Origin of the sequence: Streptomyces sp. NPDC002698, from assembly GCF_042888945.1 — a bacterium.
Taxonomy (GTDB): domain Bacteria; phylum Actinomycetota; class Actinomycetes; order Streptomycetales; family Streptomycetaceae; genus Streptomyces.
On record NZ_JBIAQM010000002.1, the window covers coordinates 69,888 to 88,691 of the forward strand.

Annotated in this window: 11 protein-coding genes and 1 tRNA gene; 5 read left to right on the forward strand and 7 right to left on the reverse strand. The window is 71.3% G+C overall.

What is annotated here, in order from left to right; all coding sequences use genetic code 11:
* Nucleotides 1–112: 112 nt before the first annotated feature.
* Together ACFYW9_RS02640 and ACFYW9_RS02645 are read right to left on the reverse strand one after the other, a co-directional pair.
* Complete coding sequence (locus tag ACFYW9_RS02640) at nucleotides 113–2,410, reverse strand: ATP-binding cassette domain-containing protein (protein ID WP_389143735.1); 2,298 nt, start codon at nucleotides 2,408–2,410, stop codon at nucleotides 113–115.
* 209 nt (nucleotides 2,411–2,619) lie between these two features.
* Complete coding sequence (locus ACFYW9_RS02645; RefSeq protein WP_389143738.1) at nucleotides 2,620–2,928, reverse strand: DUF5132 domain-containing protein; 309 nt, start codon at nucleotides 2,926–2,928, stop codon at nucleotides 2,620–2,622.
* Nucleotides 2,929–3,382: 454 nt separating this feature from the next.
* Between ACFYW9_RS02645 and ACFYW9_RS02650 the strand changes: the two genes are divergently transcribed.
* Nucleotides 3,383–4,723, forward strand: a complete 1,341-nt coding sequence (locus ACFYW9_RS02650) for a glutamine synthetase (protein ID WP_389143741.1) — start codon at nucleotides 3,383–3,385, stop codon at nucleotides 4,721–4,723.
* Here ACFYW9_RS02650 and ACFYW9_RS02655 read toward each other — a convergent pair.
* The 3 genes from ACFYW9_RS02655 to ACFYW9_RS02665 form a co-directional block, all read right to left on the reverse strand.
* Nucleotides 4,717–4,956, reverse strand: a complete 240-nt coding sequence (locus ACFYW9_RS02655) for a hypothetical protein (RefSeq protein ID WP_389143744.1) — start codon at nucleotides 4,954–4,956, stop codon at nucleotides 4,717–4,719. The genes ACFYW9_RS02650 and ACFYW9_RS02655 overlap by 7 nt on opposite strands.
* 192 nt (nucleotides 4,957–5,148) lie before the next feature.
* On the reverse strand, nucleotides 5,149–5,706 hold the full coding sequence (locus tag ACFYW9_RS02660; RefSeq protein ID WP_389143747.1) for a GNAT family N-acetyltransferase: 558 nt from the start codon (nucleotides 5,704–5,706) through the stop codon (nucleotides 5,149–5,151).
* Nucleotides 5,703–6,875, reverse strand: a complete 1,173-nt coding sequence (locus tag ACFYW9_RS02665; protein WP_389144753.1) for a type III PLP-dependent enzyme — start codon at nucleotides 6,873–6,875, stop codon at nucleotides 5,703–5,705. Before ACFYW9_RS02665 ends, ACFYW9_RS02660 begins: the two co-directional genes overlap by 4 nt.
* A 1,052-nt stretch (nucleotides 6,876–7,927) precedes the next feature.
* Between ACFYW9_RS02665 and ACFYW9_RS02670 the strand changes: the two genes are divergently transcribed.
* A complete protein-coding gene (locus ACFYW9_RS02670; protein ID WP_351864655.1) occupies nucleotides 7,928–9,097 on the forward strand; it encodes an acyl-CoA dehydrogenase family protein in 1,170 nt (389 codons plus the stop codon).
* 168 nt (nucleotides 9,098–9,265) lie between these two features.
* Here ACFYW9_RS02670 and ACFYW9_RS02675 read toward each other — a convergent pair whose 3' ends face one another.
* Nucleotides 9,266–10,855, reverse strand: coding sequence for a PQQ-binding-like beta-propeller repeat protein (locus ACFYW9_RS02675; protein ID WP_389143752.1), 1,590 nt, complete (start codon nucleotides 10,853–10,855; stop codon nucleotides 9,266–9,268).
* Nucleotides 10,856–11,051: 196 nt separating this feature from the next.
* Here ACFYW9_RS02675 and ACFYW9_RS02680 point away from each other — a divergent pair.
* Both ACFYW9_RS02680 and ACFYW9_RS02685 read left to right on the forward strand, forming a co-directional pair.
* Nucleotides 11,052–11,125, forward strand: a tRNA-Met gene (locus ACFYW9_RS02680).
* 281 nt (nucleotides 11,126–11,406) lie between these two features.
* Nucleotides 11,407–12,396 carry an aldo/keto reductase gene (locus ACFYW9_RS02685; protein WP_389144756.1) on the forward strand — a complete coding sequence of 330 codons (990 nt, stop codon included), beginning with the start codon at nucleotides 11,407–11,409 and terminating at the stop codon, nucleotides 12,394–12,396.
* Nucleotides 12,397–12,621: 225 nt separating this feature from the next.
* On the opposite strand, the gene ACFYW9_RS02690 is transcribed toward ACFYW9_RS02685, so the two are convergent.
* Nucleotides 12,622–15,981, reverse strand: a complete 3,360-nt coding sequence (locus tag ACFYW9_RS02690; protein ID WP_389143755.1) for a S8 family serine peptidase — start codon at nucleotides 15,979–15,981, stop codon at nucleotides 12,622–12,624.
* A 426-nt stretch (nucleotides 15,982–16,407) separates the two neighbouring features.
* Between ACFYW9_RS02690 and ACFYW9_RS02695 the strand changes: the two genes are divergently transcribed.
* A complete protein-coding gene (locus ACFYW9_RS02695; protein WP_389143759.1) occupies nucleotides 16,408–18,708 on the forward strand; it encodes a tetratricopeptide repeat protein in 2,301 nt (766 codons plus the stop codon).
* Nucleotides 18,709–18,804: the final 96 nt, after the last annotated feature.

Below are 18,804 nucleotides of genomic sequence, written 5' to 3' on the forward strand. Positions count from 1 at the left end.
CCGGGAGTGGGACAGATGTGGGGGGAGGGAGGAGGACAGGGCGCGCCGGGACGCACCGGCCGCGGTGACGTCAGGGGGGCGGCCGGTGGCGCGGCCGGTATGGCCGTTGCGGTCAGGCGACGAGTTCTCCGGCCTGGAGCCGCCAGAGGGATGCGTAGAGTCCGTGCAGAGCGAGGAGTTCGTCGTGTGTGCCCTGCTCGGCCACGACGCCGCCCGTGTCCATGACGTAGATCCGGTCGGCGTGGCGGACCGTGGAGAGCCGGTGGGCGATGACGACCATGGTCCGGTCGGCCGCGAAGGCACGGAGCGTGCGCTGGATGGCGGCCTCGGTCTCGTTGTCCACGGCGGAGGTGGCTTCGTCGAGGATCACCACCGGAGCGTCCTTGAGGATCGCGCGCGCCAGTGCGATCCGCTGCCGCTGGCCGCCCGAGAGGGCTGCGCCGCGTTCGCCGATCACCGTGTCGTAGCCGTCCGGCAGCATCGCGACGAAGGTGTGGGCCTCGGCCATCCTGGCCGCCTCGACCACGGCCTCGTCCGAGGCGCCGAAGCTGCCGTAGCGGATGTTGTCGACGATGGTGCCGTCGAAGAGGAAGGGGTCCTGGGCGACGAACCCGATCGCGTGGCGCAGATCCTGCCTCGGCAGGTCGCGGACATCCCGCCCGTCGAGCAGCACGCTGCCCGACTCCGTTTCCAGGAAGCGCATCAGCAGCTTGGCGACGGTCGTCTTGCCGGAGCCGGTGGCACCGACGAGGGCGGTGACCTGCCCGGCGGGAATGGCCAGCGAGAGCCCCTCCAGCACCGGCGGCCGGTCGGGATAGGCGAAGGTCACGTCGTCGAGGACGATCTCGCCGCGCACCTTTTCGACGTCGAGCGCTCCGCCGTCGCCGTCGGCCTCGAGGGGAAGGACCTGCAGCCGCCGGACCCGGTCGTAGGCGACGAGCGTGCGCTGGTACTGGTCGACGATGCCGCCGAGCCGGTTCATCCGCAGCAACACCATCTGGGGCAGCCCGATGAGCGGGCTGAACACCTCGAACGGCAGGCTGCCGTCGAGCACCGCCCGGCCACCGATCAGCAGGGTTCCGGCCATCGAGCCGGTCGTGCAGACCCGGACGATCTCGGCGTGGCGGATCGTGCTCCGGTCGGTCCGCCGACTGCTGTCCTGGACCTCCCCGCTCAGCCGGTCGATGCGCTCGGCCTCGTAGTCCTCGGTGCAGAAGCTCTTGACGGTGGCACCGGCCTCCAGCGTGTTCACCAACTGGCTGTGCAGCCTGGCCCGGTACTCGCCGGAGACGGCGTAGTCGGCCGCGACCTTGTCCTGGTAGTGGAACGACAGCCAGGCGATGACCGGGATGGGCAGGAACGCGATCCAGGCGATCTGTGGTGCCAGCAACAGGAACAGCGGCACCAGGAGGGCCAGACTGGTGCCGAGTTGCAGCAGGTCGTTGGCCGAGGTGGCGAAGAAGGTGCCCAGCTGACGGACGTCGTCGGTGAGCGCGCCGGCGATCCGGGTGGTGCGCTCGCCTTCCAGGTGCCGTAGTTCGAGGTGCTGCACATGGGCGTACGTCCGGTTGCGCCAGTCGTGCTCGATGTCCTGGCCGAGCCGGCGCCACTGGAGGTTCGAGGCGTACGAGAGGCCCCCCACGGCGGCGCAGGCGGCGGTCATCAGCCCCGCCAGCCCGAAGAGTTGGGCGGATGCGGTGGTCAGGCCGAGGCGGACCAGCGGAGCCGCCTGCCCCTTGATGAGGACCAGTCCGGTCCAGCCGAGGAAGGTACCGAGCGCCATCTCCGAGACCTGGCAGGCGATGGACAGGGCAACGGCCCCGGAGAGACGGCGCCGGTGCGGTCCGACGATCTCCACCAGGGGGTGGCGCTCGACGCCGGGCCCGGCCGCTTCCCGGGACGCGTCGGCCGTTCCGCGCCAGGCCTTCCGGAGAACGGCCGCGGTCGCCGCGGCCACCCCGCCCACCGCCACCAGTTGTCTGCTCGGCGCCGACCCCTTGATCAGCGCGATCCCTGCCGCGACCCCGGCGCCGACGGCAAGCACCGGTCGCACGACCAGGCCGCGGTCCGCCTGCGGGGCCGGTGCGGCGACGGGCCGGGCCGGTGCCGGACGTCCCGCTCCGGCCGGATCCTCCGCGACCAGGGTGACGGCTCTGCGGACGATCCGGCCGACGTCCGTGGCGCGCAGCCGTGCATCGTGCCGGACGAGCACCCCGCCGGTGACCGGGTTGGCCCGGGCCTCGGTGATCCCGGGAACGCGGCGCAGCGCGGCGGCGAGGAACTCGGCCGTCCGTGGCCGTCCGAGCACCAGCTTGACGTCCCAACGCTGACGGCCCGGAGTGACCGAGCGCGGATTCACGTCCCATTCCGCGGACCGGAATCCGGTTGCGGCACCCAGTAGCGATGACATGCGTACGATCACCTGTTTGCGGAGGTCACGGATAATCCGTCGACGGGCGCGGCGGAATTCGGCGCACGGCGGATTACCGCGACGGAGCGGAAAGTCCGAGAGAGGGGAAGAGGCGCAGCCGAAAGGGCCGCGGCCGACCGCCGCGAGGACCCGTCTTCCGCGGTCGGCAGGAAGACGCGCCCAGGCGGCGGGCGGGCATCAGGGCGTCACTACGCCTTCGCGGCACCGACGGTCGCGCGGATCTTCGGAGTCCTGGCCTCGTCCTTCTCGCCGTTCGAGGCCGCGTCCGCGGTGGGCCGCTGGTCGTCACCGGAGGCGATCTGCGCCGCCACCATCTCGGCGGCCACCTCGACCGCGAGGTCGTGGATGTTCTCTCCGGCCTCCTGGGCCGCTTTCTTCACCTCCATGACAAGACCGACGGACGTCGTGACGACACCGCGCATCAGCGGCTTGAGGACACGCTTGGCCAGTGGCGCGACGATGAGACCGATCAGAAACGGCGGAACGACGGGCGGCATGATGCTCCAAACTTGTTCACGCAGATGTATGACAGGAGACCCAGGGCACTGCGCACTCCGGAGCACGCACAGCGGGGAAGGCGGAAGCACTCATTTCCGGAATTCTCGATATCCCGTGCCGGACTTCCCGCCGGGTTGAATTCCTTGTCGATGAGGTAAACCGTCCGCTCATCGAGCACCGTAGCCCAGTCACGACTGTCGAGGCCAAACGGTCTCGGCGGGTTTCACTCATGCGAGTGCCATCCCTGTTCTGACCGCCACGCATTGCGGTAGGCGCATTCACCAAGCGAAGTTCTTTTCCAATTTACCTATTACTGGCGATCGGCTTCGTGGCGACTGCCGAGTTCGCACGCCGCCCGTCCTGAGTCACGTCGCAGGTCCGGCCGTTCACGGACGAGTGAACTCCCGGCCGGCCACTGGCGCACCGGCTGCCGCGAACGCCAGCATGATCGGCATGGCCACCACGTACCCCCGAGCTGAGCGGGCCGCCCAGGCCCGGGCGGCCGAAGCCCAGCTCGCCGCCGACGGAATCGACGGAGTGGTGTTCGGCTGGGTCGACAACGCCGGGCTGACCCGGGTGAAGTCCGTCCCGCTCACCCAGCTCGAACACGCCGCCGAGTACGGCGTCGGCGCCGTACCCTGCTTCGACGTCGCCCTGGTCGACGACTCCATCACCACCGCGCCTTCGAGCACCGGCCCGGTGGGCGACCTGCGGCTCGTCCCCGACCTCGACCGGCTCACGCCGCTCGCCGCCCAGCCCGGCTGGGCCTGGGCCCCGGCCGACCGCTACACCCAGGACGGCACCCCGCACCCCGGCTGTCAGCGCCGATTCGCCCGCCAGGTCACCGAGGCCGTCGAGCGGCGCGGGCTGTCGGTGCGAGCCGGGATCGAGGTCGAGTGGGTGGTGGCCGACCCGTCCGATGCCCCCGCGACGGTCGGGCCCGCGTACGGGATGACCCGTTTCATCGAGCACTCCGACTACCTGCGGGAGGTGCTGCGCGCCCTCACCGTCCAGGGGTTGGCCGTACTCCAGCTCCACCCCGAGTACGCCGCCGGGCAGTTCGAGGTCTCGGTCGCCGCCGAGGGGCCGGTCGAGGCGGCCGACACCACGATGCTGGTGCGCCACACCATCCGGGCCGTCTCCGCTCGGCACGGCCTGCGGGTCTCGTACGCGCCCGTCTTCACCGAGGGCTCGATCGGCAACGGCGGCCACCTGCATCTCAGCCTCTGGCGAGAGGGCCGGAACCTCGGGCACGGCGGCCCCGGCCGCCACGGACTGCACCCCGACGCCGAGCAGTTCTTCGCGGGCGTACTGGCCGAGCTGCCCGCCCTGCTCACCCTCGGCGCGCCCAGCGTCGCCTCCTACCTGCGGCTGGTTCCCTCCCGTTTCGCCGGGGCCTACCGCTGCTGGGGTCTGGAGAACCGGGAGGCGGCGCTGCGCCTGATCACCGGCTCCGCCGCCGGGCAGGCCAATGCCGAGTTCAAGTGCTTCGACGCCGCCGCCAACCCGTATCTGGAGATCGGCGGCGTGCTGGCCGCCGGACTCGCCGGCCTGGACGCCGGCCTGCCCCTCCCGCCCGAGACCCCGGGCGACCCCGCCGCCCTCGGCGCGGCCGAGCGCCTCCCGGCGAGCCTGCCGGAGGCGATCGACGCCTACGAGAAGTCCGCACTGCTGCGGCAGGCCCTCGGTCCCGAGTTGTACGAGGCCGTGCTGGCCGTCCGGCGGGCGGAGGCGGAGTTGTTCGCGATGCACACGGACACGGACGTCATCGAGGCCGTCCGCTGGCGCTACTGACGAGCACGGGCTCTGCTCCTCCGGCTCCCCGTCCATGAGTTGGCCGAAGGCCTGCCGACCACCTCGGTGTGTGGACGCTTGTCGCGCGTGGCGCGTCTCACCGTCCCAGCAGGGTGGTCGGGCAGGTCCTCGGCGAGGACGGCCGTGACCTCGGGTGGAGTGCCGACGGTGGCGAGGGCGCCGGGGACGGTCGCGGTGGCGTCGGCGGTACCGCGGCCGAGACCGGCGATCACCCCGGCATTTTGATCAGCTGTGCTGCGGCCGGCCTGTCCGGGCAGGACGAACGCGTCCGCGACTTGGCCAGTGTCCGGAAACCCAGGTGGCGTACCGGAATCCGAGGACGAAGAACAGTGCCTTGACGGACGACAGTGCCTTGACGGCCGGTTGAGGGTGGCGGAACTCGTCGGACACGGAGGGCATCCCCATCAGCCCGCTTCGACTCTGGGAGGGGATCCGGGAGTCGAACCGGTGACAGCGGGTTCCAGCGGCTTCGCCATGTAGACCGCCTCGGCACCGTAGCTCGCGGGCAGCCCGATCTCGGGCCGGGCGCGGTAGCCCAGCCGGGACCACAGCGCCTCGGAGCCGCGCACGGCGACCAGGGAAAGGGTCCGGTAGCGGGCCGCCCGCCCGGTCTCCTCCAGATGCCGCTGCATCCGGCGGACCAGGCCCCGGCCGCGCGCCCGCTCGACGATCGCCAGGTCGTGGGTGTGCAGGTTGCTTCCCCCCTTGCTCTCCTGTGCCGCGCCTTCCTCGGCCAGGCTCAGGTCCGGGCAGCGGAACAGCGGGTACGGCAATGCGAGCAGATAGCCTCCGAAGCCACCCGAGTGCTCCAGTACGAAACAGGTCGAGGGCGAGGCTCGGTGCCGGGAGCGGAGCGCCTCCCGCCCTTCGGACAGACCGCTCGCGGCGTAGGTGCGTTCCTCCAGCGCGACCACCTCGTCCCAGTCCTCCTCCCGAAGCAGCCGGATCCAGGTGTCGGTCACGCGCCTCCTCCGTCCGGAGCCGGGCCTCCGACGCAGGTGTACGGCAGCGGTGCGAAGCCGTTGAACCCCCGGGTGGCGTAGGCGGCGGCGTACGCACCACAGGAGTGGACCCACACCGGGTCGCCGGAGGTGATCGCGCGCGGAATCCGTACCAGGCCGTCCCCCTGGGCGTACGCGTCGTCGCTGTCGCAGGTCGGGCCGGCCACCGTGGCGTCGACGAACTGCCCGCCAAAATGGGTGGGGAACTCCAGGCGGTACTGCAACTGGTCCATCTCGTAGAGGCCGTTGAACTTGCCGCAGCTCAGGTAGATCCAGTCCTCACGGGTGCCGTCGAGCCGGTGCCGGGAAGAGAGCCGGGCGACGTGAGCGCGGATCGCTCCGTGGTCGGCGACCAGGTGGCGACCGGGCTCCAGCAGGAATTCCAGCGGGGCGTCGTTGACGGCACGCAGCCGTTCCATGCCCTCCCGGATCACCACGAACATCTTGTCCAGCGGCGGTTCCAACGGCCGGCCGCGCCGGTCGAGGACGCCGAGGGCGGGCAGTCCGCCACCGAGGTTGATCCGGTCCGGGGTGATGCCGCGCCGGTTGAGCGCCTCCAGGACCGCCGCCAGCGAGTCGATCGCCGCGACCCAGGCCTCGGCGGTCATCTGCTGGGAGCCGACGTGCACCGACAGGCCGGAGGGCACCAGCCCGGCGCTCCGGGCGGCGCCGAGCACCCGCAGGGCGTCCTCGGGCGAGCAGCCGAACTTGCGGCTGAGGCCCCACAGCGCGCCCTCGCCGGTGGTCGCCAGTCGGCAGAACACCCGGGAGCCAGGGGCATGTTCGGCGATCGCGCCGACGTCCTCCAGGCAGTCGGTGGCGTAGTCGCGTACACCCAGCCGGTAGGCCTCGGCGATGTTGCGGTCGGACTTGACGGTGTTGCCGTAGTGGATCAGCCCGGGGGCCACCCCGGTGCGCAGCGCCTGGGCGATCTCCTGCGGGCTCGCCGCGTCGAAGCCGCAGCCGAGCCGGGCGAGTTGGCCGAGCACCTCGTCCACCGGGCAGGCCTTCATCGCGAACCGGACGGCGACGCCGGGCAGTTCGGCGCACAGGGCGGCGTACTGGCGGCCGATGCCGTCCAGGTCGTAGATGATCGTGTCCTCGACGGCGGCGGCGAGCGCGGCGCGCAGGGTGGGGTGGTCGTGCTGGTCGTGCCGGCCGGGGAGGGACACGGTGGACGCGTGGACGGTGGCCGGCGCGGTTGGGGCGCGGTGGCCGGTTCCGCCCTGGTCAGCCGTCCGACGCGGTTCGGCGATCTGACGCACGTCGATGGTCTGAGGTTTCACGTGTCAACTCCCGGTCCGACTGGATGAACGATGCCAAGGGCCTGCCGGCCCGCATGAGATGAAGCGAGGGAGTCCAGAGGTCGGCTGTGACGCCTGACCTGGACTCCCTCCACGCCGCACCCTATGCACTTCCGCGACCTGCGCCCGCACCTGCTGTGCACCCCGCGCGGCCTGCCCGCCGCCTTCGCGCCGACCGGCGTGAAGGCCGACGATCGGGAGATCTTGCCGGCCGCCACGAACGGTCTCGTCCGGCGGGCGGATCCCCGAAGGAGAGGCCGATCCGGCGATGCGGCCTCCGCCTGCGAACAGGCTCACCGATCTTTCTTCTGGGCGCCCTTGCCGGTCGAGGGCAACGAGCCGCACCACCCGTCGTCCTGGCAGACGCAGCGCACACAGCGTCATCGGTACAGCGCTCGAACCGGGCGGTGGGGAACGCCCCGGTCCAACCAGGTATCGCCCGGCATACAGAACCACCCGAACGACGTCGGTGCGAGCCTCCACGATCTTGACGATCAGATCCCACCAGGGACGTTCATCACCTCGGGCGCGCGTCCCCGTCGGGTGAGGTTAACGGGGTCGCCCGTGTCCGGTGCGATGCCCGTCTCGTTGCGGTAGCTGGTTGATCAGCTGGCGCGAGAGGTGGGTCGGATGAGCCGTGATGAGGTGCTGCGGCCGCTTCGGGAGCGGGAGGCCGCCTGTCACAGCGAAGCGGAACGGCTCGGGGCCGAGACCGAACGGATCACGGTCCGTGAACGTGCGGCAAGAGGACGGTCTTCTCCTCGTCGGCCGGACTCGTCTGCCTGACCACGCGATAAAGAAGACCTGGTGGCACCTTGCGTGTCCGAACCCCGCCGATGTCTCCGAACGATGTTTCGCCCCGACAGCTGGAAGGTGCCATGAGCGCGCGTCGTCTGTTACCGAACGATGAGTCCCTCGACCTCATCAGGCTGGTCCGGAAGCTGGCGGCCGATGAACTCGCGTCGCGAGCGGATGCCGATGAGGCGAACGGGGCATTCCCTCGTGACGTGTTCAGGCTCCTCGGACGCGTCGGCCTGCTCGGTTTGCCGTACTCCGAGGCGTACGGCGGCAGCGGCCTGTCCTACGAGGTGTACCTGCAGGTCGTCGAAGAGATCGCGTCCGTGTGGGCTTCGGTGGGCGTAGGTGTCTCCGTGCACGTGCTGTCGTGTTTCGGCCTGGCGACGACGGGCACCGAGGAGCAGAAGCGGGAGTGGCTGCCCGCGATGCTCGGTGGCGAGCTGCTGGGTGCCTACTGCCTCTCGGAGCCGCACGCCGGCTCGGACCCGGCCGCGCTGCGGACCCGGGCCCGTCTGGACGGCGATCACTACGTCCTGAACGGTGCGAAAGCCTGGACGACCCACGGCGGCCACGCGGACTACTACAAGGTCATGGCCCGCACCTCGGAGGACCGCACGGGTATCTCGTGCTTCATGATCCCCGCCGACACCGAGGGCCTCACCGCTGATGCGCCCGAACGGAAGATGGGCCTGACCGGGTCCACGACGGCGACCATGGTCCTCCGGGACGTCCGTGTCCCGGTCGAGCGGCGTATCGGTGCCGAGGGCGGCGGTCTGCGTATCGCTCTCGCGAGCCTGGATTCCGGCCGTCTCGGTATCGCGGCCGTCGCGGTCGGTCTCGCCCAGGGCGCTCTCGACCACGCGATCGCCTACGCACGCGATCGGGAGACGTTCGGATCACGCATCATCGACCACCAGGGAGTCGCGTTCCTGCTCGCCGACATGGAGGCCGCGGTCTTTTCAGCGCGTGCTGCGACCCTCCACGCCGCCCGGCTGAAGGACGCGGGGCTGCCGTTCAGCCGTGAGGCGTCGGTCGCGAAGCTCGTCGCGACCGACAACGCGATGCGTGTCACCACTGATGCGGTGCAGGTCCTCGGCGGGGTCGGCTACACGCGCGAGTTCCCGGTCGAACGGTACATGCGCGAGGCCAAGTTGACTCAGATCTTCGAAGGCACGAACCAGATTCAGCGCATGGTCATCGGGCGGTCGCTCGCCAAGTCCAACCATGGTGACCTCACCCTGGCCCCTTGAGGGCTGGCTCTGAAGCTGATCGGAAAACGATGTCCAGGAGGCAGCGTGCAGGCGGTGCGGTCGGGGTCGATGACGGTTCCCTTCGTCGACGCGTTCTCCGCCTCCTGTTCGGCGAAGTCCCCCCTCGCCCCGCCCCCATGACGAGGGCGGGATCGAGGACGGCCCGGGTCACCGCCGGACCGAGCACTCCAGAATGCGGCCGTCGACCGTCCCGATGAGCAGGTGTCCGTGCGGCGTCACGGAGAGGGAGAGTGCCGTGGTCGGGGTTCCGTCGACCTCGAGGCCGGTGTGCCATCGGACCGTGCCGTCGTCGGCGTCCAGTGCGGTCAGGGCACCCGAGTTGTAGGCGACGTAGACCGTGTCCTCGTCGACGTCGAGCGCTGTGGCCGGATGATCGGTCCGGTGCTGCCACCTCACCGCTCCGTCGAGCGACCGCCGTACGACGTAGGCGCCACCGGGCTGGAGTCCGGCACCGTCATGGACGGTGCCCGCGTACACCAGAGACCGCCCGAACTCGGCCGCCGGACCGCCGAAGTGGTGCTCCTGCGGCGCCCAGGAGTGCGGGAAGAGCCGCCGCGCCGTCCCGTCGGCGCCCACGGCCACGATCCACTTGTCCTTGTGCGGCGCCTCAGGCCGCGTGCCCACCAGGATGTACGCACGGCCGGCACGCCTGACCGGGAACGCGTGGTTGAACAGGTCGAAGGAGCCGGCCTCCGGGCCCTCCTCCCGGGCGTCGAGGTCGAACAGCGTCAGCCCTTCCGGACGCCTGCGCTCACGGTCCGTCGGCCTCAGAACCACCCGGCCGCCGCCGGAGACCAGAGCACCGGACCGGCCCAGGTCCAACGTCTCCAGCACCTCCCCGGTGCCGACCGCCACGCGTGCGATCCGGGGCGCGTCCCGCTGCCACCGTTCGTCCCGCCGTCGCAGGCGGCGTTCGGCGTTGGTCCACACGGATGTCCCGTCGGAGGCGGGGACGAGCTGGCGGCCGCCTTGCTCGTCCTCGACCACCCAGTCCCGCTCTCCCGACGGCAGCCACGACTCCGCCAGGACCCCGTCCAGGGCGGCCAGCACACGGCCGTCCTCCCCGCTCTCGACAGCCCACACCCGTCGCCGGGGCGACCACTCCCGGCCGGCCGCCGTGGCGAGGTCCGCCAGGAAGCGGCGCGTTTCCGCCCGGTGATCCGCCCGCGCGACCGGTCGCGCGGGCGCCGCGAGTTCCTCCGGTTCGACGGTCCTCGGTCCCACCGCGCTCCAGTCGTCGCGGGAGACCACGACCGTGTGCCCCTGCTCGTGCGCTTCCGGGTTCTCCCAGTCGTCACAGGGCGCCAGGACCAGACGCAGTTCCCGCTCGCCGTGCCATGCGACGTCCAGCACCTCGCGCCCGTACCGCAGCGCGGACACCACGGCGCCGGAGTCCAGGTGGAGCAGAAGGAGTTCGCCTTCGAACGAGTAGCCCCCGTCGTAGGACCCCGTGCCGACGGCCAGAAGCGGAAGGGCGGGGTGGAAGGCGGACGAGAGCACGGGGTACCTGGATCTCACCAGGTGTTCGCACCGCAGGGTGTCCCGGTCGTAGACACCGACGCGGTGCCCCGTCCAGCGAGAGTCCGCCGTCCCGGCGCCGCTCCACTGAAGAGCACCGACGTCCCCGGCCACGGCGACCCGCCGCGAGCGGTCGTCGGCGACGGCCAGACCCGGCAGTCCCGTCTCGGCGAAGGGCCCGTCGCCCAGCACGCGTCGGATCAGCGGCAGAACAGTCATGCAGGAGGCCTCCAAGGGGCGCGATCGACGACCGCCGCCCCTCGCACGGGACGGCGGTCGTTCATGATCCCGCCCAGTCGCCCCGCGCACCATCGGATATCCCCCGGCCGAGCGGGTCCCGGATCGCCCCCGCCGTCACTCCGTAGTCGGGGTGGTACTTCCGGCCCCCGCCGATGCCATAGGATGAGTCTGTCGACGCGGGGTGGAGCAGCTCGGTAGCTCGCTGGGCTCATAACCCAGAGGTCGCAGGTTCAAATCCTGTCCCCGCTACGAAGATCCTGGCCCCTTGGGGCGGCGTGAAGCCGCCCCAAGGGGCCAGGACTCGTTTACGGCACCTCATGAGCCGGGCGCGGCCGGGCGGGCAGCGTGGTGCGATCGACTTGCGCTGGAGTGCGCTCGAACTCGTAGCGTTGCAGACATCACGGCGCACACGGCCCGTGTCGCCGGCCGCCTCGCGCGAGATGCCGGCGTGGGAATTCGCCGCTGGGCCGACGAGCGGCTTCGTGCGCTCGAACGACGGACGAGCGTGCAGGAAAGGCATGGGACACGACATGCAGAAACGCGGTCTGCGAGACCTTCAGGTATCGTCCATCGGCCTTGGATGTATGGGTATGTCCGCCTTCTACGGATCCACCGATCAGCAGGAGGGCATCGCGACCATCCGGCGCGCCCTCGACCTCGGGGTGAACTTTCTCGACACCGCGCAGATGTACGGGCCGCTCACCAACGAGTCTCTCGTCGGCGAGGCGATCCGGGGGCATCGCGAGGAGTACGTGATCGCGACGAAGTTCAACTACCGGATGGACGACGCCGTACCGGGCGACATCAGCACGGTCGGCCGGCAGGACGGCTCGGCCGAGCACGTCCGGAGTTCCGTCCACGGCTCCCTGGAACGCCTGGGGACCGACCACATCGACCTGTACTACCAGCACCGGGTCGACCCGGACGTACCCATCGAGGAGACGGTCGGCGCGCTGGGCGAACTGGTGGCCGAGGGCACGGTGCGGTACATCGGCCTGAGCGAGGCGAGCGCGGAGACCATCCGGCGCGCCCATGCCGTACACCCGATCACCGCGGTGCAGAGCGAGTACTCGCTGTGGTCGCGGGACGTGGAGGCCGAGGTGCTGCCCGCCTGCCGTGAGCTGGGCATCGGCTTCGTGCCGTACTCGCCGCTCGGCCGCGGCTTCCTCGCCGGCCGGTTCACCTCGCCGGACGAGCTGGACGCGAACGACTGGCGCCGCCAGAACCCGCGCTTCCAGGACGCCAACATCGAGGCGAACATGCGGCTGGCGGCGAAGGTGAAGGAGATCGCGGCCGAGAAGGACGTGCTCCCGGCCCAGCTCGCCATCGCCTGGGTACTGGCGCAGGGCGAGCACCTGGTGCCGATCCCGGGTACCAAGCGCCGCACCTACCTGGAGCAGAACGCCGCCGCGGTCGACATCGAGCTGACCAAGGAGGATCTGGCCCGCATCGACGCGGAGCTGCCCGAGGCGGCGGGCGAGCGGTACGACGAGGCGGGCATGCGGTCCGTCAATCGTTAGTGGCGCGTGAACGAAGTCGCCGGACGCCGGGGTGCGGCCTGTTCGTGCCGACTCGCCGACTCGCCGGCCCGCTTCCCCGTGCGGCCGGCCCTCCCGGCCCGGGACCGGCCGGCGGCCGGTGGATCCGGGGCGGTGAACGAACGTGCTGGAAAGCGTCCTTGAACACTTTCCAGCACGTCGTCGTCACGCGAACTTCGTCACCCGCACCTCGTCACCGGGGCGACATCACTTGCCGTAGTACGCGTTGTGGATCGCCAGTGTCGACTTGTTGCCCTGTTTGTCCGTGACCTCGGCGAGGAACGAGATGCCCTTGTCCTTCGCCGGGTTCTTCACGGAGATCCCGCCGCTCTCGACCTTCACGAGCTGCCAGGTCGTCCCGTCGTCGTAGCTCACGGACACGGTGAGCGACCCGAGGTTCTTTCCGGCCGCCGAGCCCTGCACGGTCACCGGGATGCGGACCGGCGTGTCCGCCGGGGCACGCGAGGCGAGGTCGACGGGGGCCGCGAAGCGGACCGTGGACACCGGCAGCGCCGTGGTGGCCGGGACCTCCTTGGAGTGGAACGTGAAGCCGGCGTCGATGCGGGTGGAGGCCGCGGCGACCTTCGCCGAGCGCTCGACGGAGGTCGTCAGCCGGTATTCGGCGTCGGCGGAGTCGACGGTGAAGGGCTTCGCGCCGCTCAGCGGGTCGTCGTTCTCGCCGACCTTGACGCCGTCGCGGTACAGCGCCGACGTGGCCGAGGTGTACGTCGAGAAACCCGGGTGGCCCTTGCCGTCGGCGAACAGCGGCAGGGAGCCGATGAGCTGCTGCTCGCCCGTGGCCGGGTCGGGTGCGGTGCGGAAGACACCCGTGTTCTCGCGCAGGAGCGGGCCGAACACGCCGGTGTTGAACTTCTCGCGGTACGTCCTGCCGGCCTCGTAGCGCTTCGGCTCGGACATCTCGTAGGCCCCGTCGAAGGCCGGGTAGCCCCACTCGTCGGGCTCGCCCAGCTGGCTGACTCTGGTCAGCCACTTGACGCCGTCGGCGGTGGAGACGTAGAAGGTGCGCGTGCCCGGCGCCGCCTGCGCCGCCGAGAACGCGTTGCCCTCCGGCGCGCCCGGCAGACGGGGGTACGGGAAGGCGAGAGCGGTCTTCCCGGCGGCGGAGGCGCCGACGCCGACCTTGAGCGTCGCCAGCTCGTCCGCCTTCACGTGCTTGGTGTAGCCGGTCGCGACCTTCTGTGTCCCGCCGCCGTAGGCCACCGAGTACTGGGAGCCGGCGTCCTTGAGGAAGTGCGCGTCCCAGGTCTGCAGGAGCGAGCCGTCCGTGACGGCCGGACCCATGTGCGCGGTGCGGAAGCCGGTGAACCCTCTGAGGACCCAGCCGCTGCCGACGGAGCCGATCTCGGTCGCGCGCTCGTAGTAGGTCCCCCCGAAGTCCGCCGTGTCGAGGCCGGGCACGGTGATGTCCACCGGCTCGGTGGTACGCGCGTCGGCGGTGACCGTGGTGTCGCCGGAGACGTCCAGCTTCGGCTGGGAGATCCAGTCGGTGCCCTTGGTGAAGTCCGACGGGTCCTGGTAGACGGCCGTGTCGAGCGTGTACGAGCCCTTGGGCACGCGGATCGTGTGCGGGCCCGGCTCGTCGCCGATACGGGCCTGGAAGCCCTTGGCGGGGCCGGCGACGCCGAGCAGGGTGTTGGAGAAGTTCCGCGCGTCCTCGCCGTCGCGGCCGAGGGTCCTGAGTGTGACGTCGTAGGACTCCGCCTCGCGGACGGCCGCCGCGGCCGTGCGGACGGACTGGCCCGCGCCGGTGGCGACGACGTAGCCCGAGTAGGTGCCGTCGGCGTCACCGATCCTGGTGTCGGCGGTCAGGTCGACCTCGGTCCTGCCGCCGGCGGGCACGGTCACCCGGGTGGCGCCGAGCGCGAAGAACCCGGCCGGGGCCGGCTTTCCCGCCGGGTCCAGCGCGGACACCGACAGGTCGAGGGTGACGTCGCCGCTCCCGAGGTTGCGGTAGCCGATCTTCCTGGTGAGGGGCCGGTCGTCGGTGTGCGGCCACTGTGCGACGCCGAAGTCCAGCGAGACCGGATCGGCGATCACGCTCTGGGCCAGTGCCTTGTCGACCTGGATGCGGCCCGAGCCCTGCTGGAAGACGGTGTGGTCGCCGCCCTTGGCGGACGCGATCAGCGCGCCCTTGAGCTCGGCCGCCTTCCAGGTCGGGTGCTGCTGCTTGAGGATCGCAGCCGCGCCCGCGACGTGCGGGGTGGCCATGGAGGTGCCGTCGAGCCGCAGGTAGCCGGGGGCCGGGTGCGGGACACCGGGGTCGGTGTCGAACCGGCTGCCGGAGGCGGCGGCCGCGGTGACGGCGACGCCGGGGGCGGTCACGTCCGGCTTGACGGCGCCGTCACCGACGCGCGGTCCGACGCTGGAGAAGGACGCCAGCTTGTCGTCCTTGTCGACGGCGCCGACGGTCAGCGCGGCGTCCGCGCTGCCCGGCGAGCCGACCGTCGACTCGCCGTACTCGCCGTCGTTGCCCGCCGCGACGGCGAACAGGACCCCTTTCTCGGCGGACAGCCTGTCGACCGCCTCCTCCAGCGGGTCGACGCCCGGGGAGTCCGGGCCGCCCAGGCTGAGGTTGACCACGTCCGCGCCCTGGTCCGCGGCCCACTCCATGCCCGCGATGATGGCGGAGTCGTCCCCGTATCCCTCGTCGTTCAGCACCTTGCCGCTGATCACCTCGGCACCCGGTGCGACGCCCTTGTACGTACCGCCCGACTTGGCACCGGTCCCGGCGGCGATCGAGGCGACGTGCGTGCCGTGCCCGACGCGGTCCACGGTGTCGGGCGAGCCGGAGAAGTTCTTCTCGTCGACGACCTGGGTCTTCAGGTCGTCGTGGGTCTTGTCGACGCCGGTGTCGAGGACGGCGATCTTGACGCCGGTGCCGTCGTACCCGGCCTCCCACGCCTTGTCGGCGCCGATCTGCTCGACGCCGCGGTCCAGGCTCGCCCCGCGCACCCCGTCCAGCCACACCTTGCCGATACCGGAGGCGGTGGCGCGCACGCCGCTCTTCCGCTCGTCGGTCAGTGCCTCCCACACCTTGGCCACGTCGTCCTGCGGCGTACGGATGGCGTCGGCGTCGAGGGTGGGGAACGTGCGCCGCAGTCGGGTGTCACCGGCCGAACGCACTTCGGCCCGTGCGGCGTCGGCGCCCCCGTCGTACCGCACGATCAGCTTGAGCCCGTCGCCCTGGCTCTCGCGCAGCCGCGGGTCGGTGAGTTCGGCGACGTCGAAGAGCCGCTGGTCCAGCTTCCCCGTGGCGATCAGGCGCTGCGCGTCGCTGGGCACCACCAAGGTGTGATCGTTGACGCGCCGCACCTGCACGGGTATGCGCTCACGGCCCTTGGCGGCCTCGAAGCCCACCACGTGGCCTTCGGTGCCGACCACCACACGGTCGCCCGTGATGAGCCGGATCCGCTGGTCGCCGTCGAAGCGTGCGGTGTGCGGTGTGGTCGTCGTGTGCGCGGCGATCGCCCTCGTGGGGCCGGTCATACCTGCCACGAGGGCCACCGACGTGGCCACTGCGACGGTGAAGACGCGTGTTCTCTTCACGGTTAAGCGCAAGTCTCCCCCAGAAGTTCGGGTTGAAGGCGAGTGGTCGTTGCACGTGGGTGGCGGACGCGGGACGACGTGGCGGCCCGGGAACCGGCGGGGTGGCCGTGGAGCCGTACGCCCTCCCGGCGGCAGGCGAGGGGGTCGAGTCGCTCCACGAATCCCACTTCCTGAAGAGAGCACCGACGGCATGATCCGCATCACATCGTTCCGGCGCTCGATCCGCCGGGCCCGGCGCTGTCGCGGACTCCGCGCCCGGACCGGGCCGGGAATCCGGAGGTCCGGCCCTCTCGTGCGAACGGGGCAAGTTGATCAGTCGGACTCCGGGAGGCACCAGGCAGTTCTTCCGGCAGGATTACGACCCGTCATACTTCTGCCGGGAAGGGAGAGTTCGCGGCCGGACAGCGCTGAACAGGGAGATTCGACATGGGCACTGCCGTACCGGTCACGGAGTTCGGGCGGCTGCTGCTGACCCTGCGCACACGCGCCGGACTCAGCCAGGAGCGGCTGTCCCACGCCGCCGGGGTGAGCGTCCGCGCGCTGGCGGATCTGGAACGCGGTCGCTCCCGAGGGCCGCAGCGGCGCACCGTTCAAGCCCTGGCCGCCGGGCTGGGCCTGGACGACGACACCGCCGCGGAGCTGGAGCGGGCCGCCGGCCGAGGACGGACGCGCCCGCGACCGGCCGCCGGACCGCGGGCCCACAGCCCTCTGGCCCTGCCGCGTGACGTCGGCGACTTCGTCTCGCGTGGTCCGGCCCTGGCCCGGTTGCTCGCCCTGGCCGAGGGCGTCGGCGCCGGCCGTTCCGCGGTCAGCGTGGTGTCGGGACAGCCCGGCCTCGGCAAGACCGCCTTCGCGGTACACGCCGCATACGCTCTCGCGCCGCACTTCCCGGACGGACAGGTGGTCCTCGACCTGCACGGCATGGACCCGGAGCCCACCTCCGCGCGCGACGCCCTCGCGTCCCTGCTCCGGGCCGTCGGCGTGGCCGAGCAAGCGATCCCGGCCGCGACCGACGACCGGTCAGGGCTCCTGCGGTCCGTGCTCCGCGACCGGCGGCTGCTGCTGGTACTGGACAACGCGGCGGGCGAGGACCAGGTCCGTCCCCTGCTCCCCGGCGCCGGGCGCTGCCTGACGATCATCACCAGCCGTCACGCCCTGGCCGGTCTCGAATCGGCCCACCGCAGCGACCTCGCCCTGTTCCGCCGGGAGGAGGCGGTCGAGCTGCTGAGCCGTATCGTCGGCCCCGAGCGGATACGGCAGGAGGCCCAGGCCGCCCGCGACCTCGCGGACCTGTGCGGACTCCTGCCGCTGGCCGTACGGATCGCCGGACAACGCCTCGCCGGCCGGCCCCACGAACGCATCGGCAAGCTGGCCGCCCAACTGGCCCAGGAAGGCCGTCGCCTGGACACGCTCCAGGTCGGCGACCTTCAGGTACGAGCCGCTTTCGCCTTGTCCTACCGGCAGTTGACCCCGGCCGCCAGGACCGTACTGCGGCGGGCCTCCCTGGCCGCCGGAGGCGACTTCAGCCCGGAGAGCGCCGCTCTCCTGGCCGACCTGCCGGTCGACGAGGTGGCCCGGTGCGCCGAGGAACTGACGGATGCCGGGCTGCTGCAGTCCGACGCCTCGGCAGAGCGGTACCGCTTCCACGACCTCCTGAAGATCTTCGCCGCCGAACAACTGGCCACCGAGGACGGCACCGAGGTGTCCCGAGCCTCGCTGGACCGGACGGCACAGTGGATGCTGCGCCGGGCCACGGCGGCCGCGCTGCGCTTCGACGCCGACCCCCACGAGGACTCGCTTCACGGCGATCCCGACCCCGTCGGCGCACCCGCCGACCGTGACCAGGCCCGCGTCTGGCTGGAGACCGAGCGGGCCCAATGGCTCGCGGCCGTGCGGCACGCGCAGGCCAGGGGGCACCACCGGCAAGTGATCGACACGGCCAGGGCCATGCACTGGTTCTCCGATTTCAACCAGCACTGGGAGCTGTGGGTGGAGCTGTTCCAGCACGGGGTCGAGGCGGCCCGCGCGCTGGGCAGCAGGCAGGACGAGGCCGTCCAGCTGAACTTCCTGGCCTGGTCGTACAACGTCTGCGTCCACGACCCCGGCGCCGCACTCGTCGCCGCGGACGCCGCCCTGGAGGTGGCCCGTGAGATCGGGGACCGGCTCCAGATGGGCTGGGCGCTGGGCTACGGGGCAGCGGCTCTGCAGCGCACCGGCCGGGCCGAGGAATCCATAGCCCGGCTGCGCGACGCCGCCGTCTGTCTGGCCGACCAGACCTCCGTGCAGGGCCGCCTCGCCGAACTCACCGTCCTGAACACGCTGGGCAGCTATCTACGTCAGTCGGGCAGTGTCGAGGAGGCCCTGGCCATCCACCTGCGCGGCGAGGCGATCTGCCGGGCGGAGGTGCCCGGACGGCCGACCGAGCTGATCACCGTGTACCTCGCTGCGGTCCGGCAGCAGATCGGCAACGACCTCGCGGCGCTGGGACGCTGGCCGGAGGCCGAACGACCGCTCCAGCAGGCGCTGGACGTCTTCGAGACCACGAGCATGCCCACCTGGGCCGAAACCACCCGCCTCGACCTCGGCATCGTGCTTCGCCACCTGGCCCGCTACGAGGAGGCTCGCCGAACCCTGCTCGCCGCCCACGAGGGACTTCGCGAGCTCAACAGCCCCCGGCAGGCGGAGGCCACGGCCGAACTGCGTGAACTGGAGGTACGGACGCCGTGAAGTCTCCGGGTCCGCCGCCCGGACAAGCGGCTGGGGCAGACCGTGGAACGCGGCCCCCGCCACGGCCCGTACGTCCGGAGTCGCCCTGGGATCGAG

Coding starts and splice junctions, on each gene's coding strand:
- ACFYW9_RS02670 (WP_351864655.1), top strand. CDS start 7,928: ATGAGCGCGCGTCGTCTGTTACCGAACGATGAGTCCCTCGACCTCATC.
- ACFYW9_RS02640 (WP_389143735.1), bottom strand. CDS start 2,410: ATGTCATCGCTACTGGGTGCCGCAACCGGATTCCGGTCCGCGGAATGG.
- ACFYW9_RS02685 (WP_389144756.1), top strand. CDS start 11,407: ATGCAGAAACGCGGTCTGCGAGACCTTCAGGTATCGTCCATCGGCCTT.
- ACFYW9_RS02675 (WP_389143752.1), bottom strand. CDS start 10,855: ATGACTGTTCTGCCGCTGATCCGACGCGTGCTGGGCGACGGGCCCTTC.
- ACFYW9_RS02650 (WP_389143741.1), top strand. CDS start 3,383: ATGGCCACCACGTACCCCCGAGCTGAGCGGGCCGCCCAGGCCCGGGCG.
- ACFYW9_RS02645 (WP_389143738.1), bottom strand. CDS start 2,928: ATGCCGCCCGTCGTTCCGCCGTTTCTGATCGGTCTCATCGTCGCGCCA.
- ACFYW9_RS02695 (WP_389143759.1), top strand. CDS start 16,408: ATGGGCACTGCCGTACCGGTCACGGAGTTCGGGCGGCTGCTGCTGACC.